The 11,798-nt window shown below is 44.8% G+C and carries 9 protein-coding genes and 1 pseudogene; 5 read left to right on the forward strand and 5 right to left on the reverse strand.

Annotation, left to right across the window (positions count from 1 at the left end; translation table 11 throughout):
* Positions 1-36 precede the first annotated feature (36 nt).
* Both rlmH and HL061_RS06015 read left to right on the forward strand, forming a co-directional pair.
* Positions 37-525, forward strand: a complete 489-nt coding sequence (gene rlmH / locus HL061_RS06010; RefSeq protein ID WP_075106889.1) for a 23S rRNA (pseudouridine(1915)-N(3))-methyltransferase RlmH — start codon at positions 37-39, stop codon at positions 523-525.
* Positions 526-729: 204 nt separating this feature from the next.
* Complete coding sequence (locus tag HL061_RS06015) at positions 730-1,500, forward strand: class III extradiol ring-cleavage dioxygenase (RefSeq protein ID WP_071003678.1); 771 nt, start codon at positions 730-732, stop codon at positions 1,498-1,500.
* A gap of 49 nt (positions 1,501-1,549) precedes the next feature.
* On the opposite strand, the gene HL061_RS06020 is transcribed toward HL061_RS06015, so the two are convergent.
* Together HL061_RS06020 and HL061_RS06025 are read right to left on the reverse strand one after the other, a co-directional pair.
* On the reverse strand, positions 1,550-3,043 hold the full coding sequence (locus HL061_RS06020) for an amidase (protein ID WP_252962620.1): 1,494 nt from the start codon (positions 3,041-3,043) through the stop codon (positions 1,550-1,552).
* Between the two features lie 483 nt (positions 3,044-3,526).
* A complete protein-coding gene (locus HL061_RS06025; protein WP_252962621.1) occupies positions 3,527-6,856 on the reverse strand; it encodes a DNA translocase FtsK in 3,330 nt (1,109 codons plus the stop codon).
* Between the two features lie 825 nt (positions 6,857-7,681).
* Between HL061_RS06025 and trxB the strand changes: the two genes are divergently transcribed.
* Genes trxB through HL061_RS06040 form a run of 3 tightly spaced genes read left to right on the forward strand, consistent with a single transcriptional unit; the run spans position 7,682 to position 9,985 of the window.
* Positions 7,682-8,695: a thioredoxin-disulfide reductase gene (trxB, locus tag HL061_RS06030; protein ID WP_186475078.1), complete on the forward strand. Its 1,014-nt coding sequence runs from the start codon at positions 7,682-7,684 to the stop codon at positions 8,693-8,695.
* 9 nt (positions 8,696-8,704) lie between these two features.
* Positions 8,705-9,517, forward strand: coding sequence for a leucyl/phenylalanyl-tRNA--protein transferase (gene aat, locus HL061_RS06035; protein ID WP_186475079.1), 813 nt, complete (start codon positions 8,705-8,707; stop codon positions 9,515-9,517).
* A 33-nt stretch (positions 9,518-9,550) separates the two neighbouring features.
* Entirely contained in the window at positions 9,551-9,985 is a 435-nt protein-coding gene (locus HL061_RS06040) for a MerR family transcriptional regulator (RefSeq protein ID WP_058023725.1), read from the forward strand.
* Positions 9,986-10,064: 79 nt separating this feature from the next.
* On the opposite strand, the gene rimI is transcribed toward HL061_RS06040, so the two are convergent.
* The 3 genes and pseudogenes from rimI to tuf form a co-directional block, all read right to left on the reverse strand.
* Positions 10,065-10,556: a ribosomal protein S18-alanine N-acetyltransferase gene (gene rimI / locus HL061_RS06045; RefSeq protein ID WP_071002258.1), complete on the reverse strand. Its 492-nt coding sequence runs from the start codon at positions 10,554-10,556 to the stop codon at positions 10,065-10,067.
* Between the two features lie 290 nt (positions 10,557-10,846).
* On the reverse strand, positions 10,847-11,374 hold the full coding sequence (locus HL061_RS06050) for a peroxiredoxin (protein ID WP_071002259.1): 528 nt from the start codon (positions 11,372-11,374) through the stop codon (positions 10,847-10,849).
* Positions 11,375-11,642: 268 nt separating this feature from the next.
* A pseudogene (tuf, locus tag HL061_RS06055) lies at positions 11,643-11,798 on the reverse strand (elongation factor Tu); the annotation flags it as partial.

The raw sequence follows: 11,798 nt of genomic DNA on the forward strand, positions 1-11,798 counted from the left end.
TGTAAAAATTTTTCAATTTAAAAAATGGTACGTACTATGAAGGTAAGAATTTTGACCGTTGGCAATAAGATGCCTAGCTGGGTGCAAACAGGTTTTGATGAGTATTTTAAGCGTATTCAGCCCATGCTGAGCACAGAGATTGTAGAGATTGCCGCTGCAAAACGGGCAAAAAACCCATCAGATGCCAATCTAGCACAGTACCGTGAGCAAGAAGGTCAAGCGATATTGGCCGCTCATAATGCCGCGAGCCGTGAGCAATTATGGGTACTAGACGTCAAAGGTAAGATGATTTCAACGGAAGGATTGGCTGATAAACTCGCTGATGGCATGCAGCAAGGTGATGATATTGCGTTGGTCATCGGCGGTGCAGATGGCGTATCACCAGCAGTGTTAGCAAAAGCCGACGCAAAGTTATCATTATCAGCACTGACATTGCCGCATCCGCTGGTACGCGTGGTACTAATGGAGCAGCTATACCGCGCGATGAGTATCAACAATAACCACCCTTATCATCGCGGTAATTAACCAAACCCCAAGCTTTTTTTGATTTAAAACGTCAATCCCAAAATAGATTGAAAAACTGGCGTACGCCCTAATAAATGGAACATGACATATCCAAAACGCGCGACATCCAAAGCCTCTCAGACTACGCATCAGCGTGACCATCATCACGACACTGTACAGACACCTATTACCTCTGCTGCGGCATGGGAAAGTGCGTCTGCTATAATGCCTAATGCATCCAAACTACCTGCGTTGTTTATCTCGCACGGGGCACCCACGCTTGCGATTGAGCAATCTGCCACGACCAGTGCATTGGCACGTATCGGGCAAAACTTACCTAAGCCACGTGCTATCGTCATTATGTCGGCGCATTGGCAATCAGCAAAGCTTGAGATTAGCAGTAACCCGCAGCCAAAAACGTGGCATGATTTTTCGGGTTTTGCGCCTGAGCTTTACGATCTTCAGTATCCTGCATCAGGTCAACCAGCGCTGGCTGAGACACTTGCTCAGCAGCTCACCGCACGCGGTATCACATGTAGCGTCAATCCTGTACGTGTCTGTGATCATGGCGTTTGGGCACCGCTCAGACACCTGTACCCAGAGGCAGATGTGCCTATCGTTCAAGTGTCACTGCCGCAGCATTACGATAGCATTGCTTGCTATCAATTGGGCGCGCAGCTCGCGCATCTACGTGATGAGAAAATTCTTGTTATTGGCTCAGGCAATATCACCCACAACTTGCAAGCGCTACGCTGGGATGCCGATAGCATTGACCAAGCTGCCAAATCCTTTAAACAGTGGTTGCTCCAGCAGCTTAAGATAGACATACCCACTGCCCTCGACTGGCAACAATATCCAGAGTACAAAGACATTCATCCAAGTGACGAGCATTTGCTGCCATTGTTTTTTGCGTTAGGTGCCGGTCAGCGCGTCTCGGTTGTTCACCAGAGTATGGCCCATCATAGTTTGGGTATGGATATTTACCGCTTTGATTAGCTTCTATTTACTATTTCCTACTTATCTAATTAAAGCACACAAACCAAACCTACTTCTCAAAGGCAGGTTTGGTAAATAAACCCGCACGCTCCATCTCACCTGCCAGACTAAATAGCGTCGCCTCATCATTCATACGCCCAATCAGCTGCATGCCAATTGGTAAGCCTTTTTTACTCATACCGACCGGCACTGACATTGCTGGCAATCCTGTGACATTGCCCAATAACGTAAAGCCCATTTTTCCTAGCACAGGGGCGCTTAGCTTTTCGATCATGCCTGACTTAAAGGCATATCTACCCATGTCAAACCCTTTATTAATTACCCCAGCGCTACGCATCATCATCTCATCCATGCGGCTGGGTGGTAGCACGCCGTGTTTGACCGCAGGCGTCGGTACCGTCGGGGACAAAATCATATCGTAGGTTTCTAATAACAGTCCCGTTTGATACTGACTGTTATGCCAACCGTGTTTGGCATGAACCAAGTCCACTGCTGATAGCGAACGTCCGAGTAGCGCCATATTGTAGGTTTGCGGCTCTAGGTTTTTGATATGGGCAGTGCCAAACTCGCGCTCGATATTATCAATCGTAAAAGCGGTATGCGCGCAGACCACGACGATAAAGTCATGCCAAAACTGCTCGATATTAATATTTGGCTCAGCGGGTATTACTTGATGCCCCATCGATTCTAGCTGCTTAGCGGTTTGCTCTAGTACAGCAAGTACTTCTTTGTCTACTACGGTATTGGCAATCAGCGGCTGCTGCTGTAACGCGATTTTCAATGGCCTTGGTGCACGCATCGCCGCCTGCAAAAACGTGCCGTCTGGCGGCGCAATGACATAAGGCGCGCCAATCTCTGCACCACTGGTGGCATCGAGCATCGCGGCACTATCACGTACCGAGCGCGTAATCACATGATCGGCCACTGCCCCATCCCAACCTTCACCAAGATTAGGGCCAAGTGGATTGCGGCCACGGCTTGGTTTTAAGCCAAACGCACCGCACCAGGCAGATGGAAACCGTATCGAACCGCCACCATCACCGCCGCCTGCCATCGGTACGATACCGCTCGCCACTGCCGCGGCACTACCACCTGACGAGCCACCAGAGCTATAGCCTTTTTTAAACGGGTTGTGAGTGGCGCCATGGGCTTTTGGCTCAGTGGTGATAATCAAGCCAAACTCTGGCGTATTGGTTTTGCCAAAGGTATTGACGCCTGTCGCTTTCATGCGTTTGACGATTTCGCTGTCTTTTTCTGAGAGGATAGTGACGCTGCGGCTGCCCATCGTAATAGGCTCACCTGCGAAGCTAAATGAGAGATCTTTGAGCAAATACGGCACGCCAGTAAATACGCCAGAAGGCAGTCCTGCCTGCGCCGCGTTGTAAGCGCGCTCATCGAAACGGTGAATAATGGCATTTAGCTTGGGATTGAGTTTATTGGCCTGATAAACGGCGGCGTCTAATAGCTCCTTTGCACTGAGCTCACCTGAGTTAACCAGTGCCGCTAAGGCGAGTGCATCGTACTGGGTATATTCTTTAAACATAACCAACCTTCCTTGGAGAGTAATTGTAGTAAGAATTTTTAAATATCTTAGATTAACACATGAAGTGCAATACCAAATGCAAGGTGAAAAAAAGACCTAGATGCGCTAGCATCAAAGTTTTTATCCACCGACCAAAGTGAGATTGCAACCATGAGCTATACACATCTAAGTAATGAAATACAGGACATTGAGAACAAACTAAACAACAGACCAAGAAAACGATTAGGGTTTAAAACGCCTATGCAGGCGTTCTATAATATTAATTAGCGTTGCACTTGGTGTGTTAATCTAAGTATCTATTTCATCAGTAACTGTCAGTTTATTATAAAAAACCACGACTTATGGTTGATAAACAAACTCACTAGTCATTTGAAAGTTTTGGTAGCTTATTCGCTTATGAGTGAATTAATCTTGAATCTCTTTCACAAAAAAAACGAGCCATTGTCATGACTCGTTTTTTCATTATTCATTCAATACTAAGCACTACATTAACAGTTCGCGCTTACCACTTTTGCCCATCGAGCTGACCAGTCCAGCGTCTTCCATTGAGTCGACAATACGGGCTGCACGGTTATATCCGATACTGAACTTACGCTGGATACTAGAAGCTGAGACCTTACGCGTTTCCATAATAAAGGCGACGGCGTCATTATATAGATCATCATCTTCACCAGAGGCATTAGCCGTGCTACCACCGCCCGGACTAGATAGCTCAAAATTTCCTGCCATGTTGTCAATATAATCGGGCGCACCGCGCTCACGCCATGCGTCACAGACACGGTTGACCTCTTCATCACTGACATAAGCACCATGCACACGATCTGGTTCAATCTGACCTGGTCCCAAGAACAACATATCACCGTTACCGAGCATGTCCTCAGCACCGCCACTATCCAGAATCGTACGCGAATCGACTTTTGAGTTGACTCGTAGTGCTGCACGCACTGGGATATTGGCTTTAATCAAACCCGTAATGACATCGACTGATGGGCGCTGAGTAGCTAGCATTAAGTGAATACCAGCCGCACGTGATTTTTGTGCCAAGCGCGTGATAAGCTCTTCGGCTTGCTTGCCCACCTGCATAATCATATCGGCAAACTCATCTGCGACGATGACAATCATGGGCAGAGTTTTGAGCTTTGGCGCTTGGCTGATACTTACGCTGTCGTTTGGTCGCCATAACGGATCGAGCATTGGATTGCCTGATTTCTCTGCCGCGATGACTTTTTTATTAAACTCATTGAGCTTACGAACCTTTAGCAAGCTCATCAACTGATAGCGGCGCTCCATCTCGGCCACACACCATGACAAGCTGCTAGCGGCCTCGGTCATGTCAGTGACAACTGGGGTAAGTAGATGCGGAATGTCATTATAGTTGGCAAGCTCCAGCTGCTTTGGATCAATCAAGATGAGTCGCAATTGATTGGGCGTGTACTTGAGTAACATCGACAATAGCATTGAGTTGACCAATACCGATTTACCAGAGCCTGTGGTACCAGCAACCAGCATATGCGGGGCACGCGCCAGATCAGTAATAATGGGGTTACCGCCAATGTCTTTACCCATCGCCATGCTGATTTGTGCTTTAGGGTCTTTGAACATCTCGGTACTAAGTAGCTCGATTAAGCGCACCATTTCACGTTTTTTATTGGGCACTTCGATACCAATATACGGCTTACCAGGGATGACCTCAACCACACGCAAAGAAGCCATCGATAGTGAACGCGCCAAGTCACGTGAAATACCAGTAACTTTGCTGGCCTTTACGCCAGCAGCCAGCTCCACTTCAAAACGAGTCACCACAGGCCCTGGGATAGCGTTGACGACGTTGGCTTTTACATTAAACTCTTGTAGTTTGATCTCAAGCAGCTCAGATAATTGTTCAAGCTCAGCGACGGTATAGCTAGGCTTACGGTCAGGATCTGGCTTGTCCAATATAGACACTTCTGGAATAGGGGTTAGGCTACTGCGATAGGCAGCCGTCTGCATCGAGCGTGATTTTTTGCTGAATGCTTCGTCATCGCTGATATGCGGCATAACGGGTGCACTATCGTCAGTACTATCCTCCTCCGGCATCATGTCAGTGATATGGTTGCTACTATCACCTTCTGGTACCGCAAAGCTGACAGAAGGTTTAGCTGGGGCTACAGGCTGCGTATTTGAGGCCGAACTGACCGCTTCCACAGTTGGCGCCGCTTTTGGGTTGGCAGGCGGCGTATTGGTCGGTGTCATATCCGAAATTTCTGATACTGATGCGGCCACTTCTACTGATGGCTGAGCCACTGTGACCTCAGGTATAGGCGATGACTCATCACGTTGTAGTAGTTCGGACTGTGCAGCAGAGAGCCCATAAGAGTCGTCACTTAGAATGCTATTAGTGGCGTCTGACGTAGGCATTGATAGCTCTTCTTGCGGAGTTTGATTAGTGACATTAGTTTCCTCAGCAGTAGCAACCGACGATTTTGCAACAGGTTCTGATATATTGCCATGCTCCGCCAACCATGCTTCTGCCAACTTATCGACATTCTCCGTTATATCATCTGGGTGAGAGTCTTCCGGCTCAGTAATAACCTGATTGACAGCTTGAGCATTCGTTGATTCATCCATTGAGGATTGAGTAGCTAGCTCTTGATTAGATAAATCTGATTGAGTTTCTGTTTCTACCATCGGTGCTGCCACAGAGGTTTGTACTGCTTCTTCTAATGACACGTCAGTGACGACTTCACTCTGTGCATAGTTAGGCACAGTAGAGTTATCTATGCTGTTAGTGCTATAAGCCATCTGTTCACGTGCGAGCAGATCATCAACCGTATTTGCATCATTCCATGCAAAGCTTGGCTCGACTTTGCGAGCAGGCGCTACGATAGGGTTTGGTATCGTTGATGTGTTGGTGTCACTGACTGTACTGCCAACCGTAGCATTAGCAGTCGCTGCGACCGCGTATGGTGAGTCACTTTTTTCATCGCTAGACGTTGCTGCTGCTTTTGCTGTCGCCATAGATGCTTTCACACTATCAGCCAATCCTGAGGTCAATAAAAAATCTGATAATACATTACTGAATCTGCCACTATTATCTACTGCGTGAGCACTATTCGCATCGTCAGCTGATTGCAACTCAAGTGGCAGCTGCTCATACTCGGCTGTTTGATTGGGATTTCCCTCTTTGATACTGTCACGGTCTTGCGACACCTCACTTTGCTCATCCAACTCGGCAGCATCTTCTTTATTTTTTAACCCTGAGCCAAGCCAAGATAATGCTGTAATCTTCTGATATATAGCGAGCCAATGGATGTTAAAGGCAAAGGTCACGGTAATCACAACGAACACCGCCAAGAAAACCACACTGCCCCACTGCGATAGCAACTGTGCCAAACGTTCCTGCAACTCAAGACCGATGATACCACCAGCCACGCCTTCAAGTCCCATTGATGCAGGATTGGCTACTTGCTGAATTAAGGCAACCAGTTGTGCAAATAATGCACTGGCGCTCAACAGCAAAAACACATAAGCGACCAGTCGCATGAGCCAAAACGTCGGCTTATTGTCCCACCAAATAAGGATAGACTCATAAACCACAAACGCTAAAAACCACCATGCACCATAGCCAAAAAAGCTATAGAGCAAGTCGGACAACCAAGCGCCCGTCTGGCCACCCATATTGTTAATAGTCGTCATATCACTACTGATGTGCGACCAGCTAGGATCATTGCCTGTGTAAGTCATTAAAATAACAAACAAATAAACAGCCAGTATTAACCCAAGGAGGGTAAATATTCCCTTTTTTAAATACTCAATAAGCGGTGCTGATATCACGTAAAATCTGCCTTGTTGTTAATACTAAATGGTCGCCAGTGCATGACTAAGTCTAATCATGCTGACATAAAGTGCTGACATATAAAGGTACCTAGCAAAGTGTTTGGTTGAGATTCACCTCTCAAAAGGCCTGAGCATAGCAGTCATCGCTTAAGCTCTATCACACTTGGCATAACTTCTTATAATAACAAATACATAGGTACAGTGGCGACACTCTTATAAAGAAAGCGTGCAAGAAAGTAAATCAATATACGATTTGCGCAAAAAATCTGCGAATAATCCAAAAGTTACTAGGGCGTGTTGAACATTCGACCATGGCACTGACAGCGACTATTTTTTAGGCGATTCGATGTTAAAAATAATAAGTTTAGTCACTCTAAGCGCTTATTTTTAACGATGAAGCGGCAAAAAAGAGTCCTGTCCCCTGCTTTTATCGTTGGGGCTGATGCTAAAATTGCCCCATACTGCGTTACAAATCTCGCTAAGGCATCTGCATTATCGTCGCTTTGTGCCTTGTCTGGAACCATTTTAGCGATCAGCAGTGCCTATTTGCGAATGTTCAACACGCCCTAACATAATACTGCTAACAATTTTGTATAGACCCTATAAAATACCAGCTGTTTCTAGCACGAGTATTTCAAGGTTATCATGCTTTGATTCTAATGATAGCTGTGTTTGTTTTAGCAAACTTGCACTTTTTGCTATCTACCCTTATGTTATTATCACACAGCAATTAGAAAAACCATATTAGTAGCAACGCTTGACGTTTTTTTATTAGATTTATAACTCATATTTTTCATGCGTATATTTAGAAAGGAACCACTTATGGCAACTGACACTACTGCTCCACGTCACGAAAAGCTCATCATTTTAGGCTCAGGTCCTGCCGGTTATTCGGCTGCGGTCTATGCGGCACGCGCCAACCTTAAACCTGTTATGGTAACGGGTATGGAAGTAGGTGGTCAATTAACCACCACTACTGAGGTTGATAACTGGCCAGGCGATGCGCATGATTTGACCGGTCCTGCATTGATGGAGCGTATGAAAGCACATGCTGAGCGTTTCGGTACAGAATTGGTTTATGATCATATCAATGATGTTAACTTGAATGTACGACCTTTTGAGCTGTCAGGTAACAACGGTACCTATACTTGTGATGCCCTGATTATCTCAACAGGTGCCTCTGCTCAGTATTTAGGTCTAGAATCAGAAACCAAATTTAAAGGGCTTGGCGTATCCGCTTGTGCCACTTGTGACGGTTTCTTTTATAAAGATCAAAAAGTCGCTGTGATTGGCGGTGGTAATACAGCCGTTGAAGAAGCCTTATACCTCTCTAACATTGCTTCTGAAGTGACTTTAGTGCATCGCCGTGATAGCCTGCGCTCTGAAAAAATCCTACAAGACAAGCTGTTTGAAAAAGCCAAAAACGGTAATGTTAAAATTGAATGGAATCATCAAGTCAAAGAAGTTGTCGGTGATGACATGGGCGTCAATGGTGTCGTTATCGAATCAATGATTGATGGCAGCACCAAACAACTGGATGCAATGGGTATGTTTGTCGCCATCGGTCATAAGCCTAATACCGACCTATTCAAAGGTCAATTGGATATGAAAGATGGCTATCTGGTCGTCAATAGTGGCTTGAATGGTAATGCCACGCAGACCAGTATCGAAGGGGTGTTTGCCGCAGGTGACGTGGCTGATCATGTCTATCGTCAAGCCATTACCTCTGCTGGTACTGGCTGTATGGCAGCGCTGGATGCTGAGAAATATTTGGATGCTATCGGTGAGACAACGGCGAAAGACCATACCTATGCGTCAACGCTGACTGCTGATTAAGAAGACTAAATGAATAACTTTGCGCAGCACGGCGATCATGATCAATACATCACGCCTGAGACTTTACAAAGTCTTGGGCGTTATGACTTTCCTGATCCTATCTCTATCGATCCTGAGGGCATTGGTATTGTCGCGATGGGTGGCGATCTTGCACCCGATACATTAATATCTGCTTATGCACAAGGACTGTTTCCATGGTTCAATGAAGATGAGCCTATCGCTTGGTGGTGTCCTGAGCCGCGTTGTGTGATCGTCCCATCTGATTATCAACCGAGTAAGTCACTGCGCAAGCAAGCAAATCGCACGCGTTGGCAACTAACACTCAATCAAGCTTTTGATGACGTCATACATGCCTGTAGTCTGCCGCGTAGCGATGGTCTTAATAATGACCTGCCCGAAGGCGAACACACTTGGATTCATGAAGAGATGATTGAGGCTTATACCAAACTGCATGCGCAAGGATTTGCCCATAGCATTGAGGTGTGGGACGAGACAGGTCAACTCATTGGTGGACTGTACGGCCTAAAAATAAATGGCATCTACTTTGGCGAATCCATGTTTCATCGTGCCTCTAATGCGTCAAAACTCGCGTTTTGGGGGTTGATGCGCTTATGTGAGCAAAGTCATGTTGCACTTGTCGACTGCCAGTTACCTAATGATCATCTCATGAGCTTGGGTGCCACTACTCTACCGCGTCCTGACTTTCTTGCTCAATTAGATCGCTTAATAAGCAGTCGCTCCATCAATTGGCACAATAATTTTCATCAGCCATTGGCCGTATCCCTTCTCGATACAGCAAATCCTTGGCAGCATCAATCATGAAATCTACAAAAGCTAAAGAGTTAAGAGAATTTTATGGCGCTTGATACCTCATTTCTGCTAATCGGAGAGCTGGCAGCAAAAGCCAATACAACCAAAGACACCGTGCGTCACTATGAACAGTTGGGCCTATTAAGGTCGCGTAAGCGTCAAGCAGGCTCACGTTTATATACTGAGTTTCATCCCGAGTGCGTCGAGCGTATTGAGCTAATCAAAAGCGCGCAAGCCATTGGTTTCACCCTTACTGAAATCAAAAACAGCTTAAACGATTACTATGATGGCCAATTGGATATTGATTTGCAGCTCATGCTGACTCAGCAAAAGCTAGAACAAGTCAGGAAACAGCAAGCCAATATAAGCGTGATGGTAGAATTATTGAGCGAGCGTATAGATGTTCTTGCACGGATGAAAGCAGACAGCAATTATCAGTTAGACACTAATATCTGTAAGAAGAAAATACCATCAAGTTAAACACGATAACGTTGGTTGAGATAAATAATTTATCTTTAAAGAAACCACGCTTATAACTCCTAATGAGAATTTACTCTCTTCACTCACCATAGACATGTTGCATGATTAACGCATCAATTGCGGACTGATTCGGTGACTTATAATAGCCTTTGCGTCTATGAATGATTGCAAATGCTTGCTTTTCATATAACGCTATCGCAGCATGATTGTCTGCTCGTACTTCTAATAACAAATTTTCCACCTGATTACTCTGCAATACTTCATGCAACTTATCAATAATTTGTGAAGCAATGCCTTGTCGTTGATAATCAGGATGCGTGCCAATACGCAAAATCTCTGCTTGCTCAAAAATCACTTGATAGAGGCAGTAGCCAATGACTTTATTATTATCGGCTTTATCTTCTTGTTTATAAACTATGAGCATATGCATACTATCTTGCGCGAGCATCTCAGCCAACGACTGCTCAGTCCATGCGTCGTGCGGCTGTACGAGCGCTTCGATATTTGCAACGGCTTGAAGCGCTTGTTGCCGCTCTGATGTATTGATTGCTAATTTCTTTATAATAAACACCGCTTCTCCCTTTATTTTTCTTATGCAATAAACGCTATCTTATCGTCATTTTTATAATTACTCAGAAATGACATTATTTATGTCATAAATACCCGCTTTCGCGCCTCATATTTAACACTATCTTAGGTATTTCTTTTAATATTGCCAAAGTTTTTGTAGAAAACATAAAAAAACTGCTTAGCCCTTATACTTAAGGATTAAGCAGTTCAACAGTATTTGAGCTTCAGCATTCAAGTATTTATCGACGCCTGATGATACCAGTCAAACGTCAACACACTTAAGAATTGTGATTAAGCATTACTTTTCAGATATTCTAACATGGTATCTGCATCTGACACTTCAAATGGGTCTGTTGAGCAGTTGTCACCGAAGTTAGGTTCTTTGAACACCTTTTTGATTTCTTTATTATCCACATACATCGAATATCGCCATGAACGCATGCCAAAGCCAAGATTGCTCTTATCCACCAGCATACCCATCTTACGAGTGAACTCACCGTTACCGTCAGGAAGTAAGAAAACGTTTTCACGGTTTTGCTTCAGGCCCCACTGGTACATAACAAAGGCATCGTTAACAGAAACACAAACAACTTCATCAACACCTAGCGCTTTAAACTCATTGTAAAGCTCTTCATAGCGAGGCAAATGACTGGTTGAACAGGTTGGTGTAAAGGCGCCAGGTAGTGAGAATACCACTACTTTTTTATTGGCAAATAACTCGTCTGTGGTTAGATCATACCATTTGAATGGGTTTTCACCACCGATAGATTCATCACGAACACGAGTTTTAAAAGTTACATCAGGTACATGGGTAATCATTATTTACTCCGATTTAAGTTATTGTGTTTTTATTTTTAAAATCCTGCCATTATATAATAAGGGTTATAGCTATCTATAAGCAAATCTTTAATCTACTGTATATGAAGCAGTCCTTGTAACTTATAGCTTTAGAATTTATTTTTTCAAATGAGAGAAAAACCCTAGTATTTAACTCCTTCTCCTCATTCACACCCCCAAAAAAAAAGCCACCCTAGATAGGGTGGCTTTTTTATGACTAATTCATAATCTCATTACTGAGACTTAAGTCTTAGTTCAATACGTTAGCAACAACACCAGCGCCTACAGTACGGCCACCTTCACGAATAGCGAAGCGTAGACCTTTGTCCATAGCAATTGGGTGGATAAGCTCTACGCCCATCTCAACGTTATCACCAGGCATGACCATTTCAGTACCGTCTTGTAA

This window comes from Psychrobacter sp. PSP (assembly GCF_024085615.1).
Taxonomy (GTDB): domain Bacteria; phylum Pseudomonadota; class Gammaproteobacteria; order Pseudomonadales; family Moraxellaceae; genus Psychrobacter; species Psychrobacter pacificensis.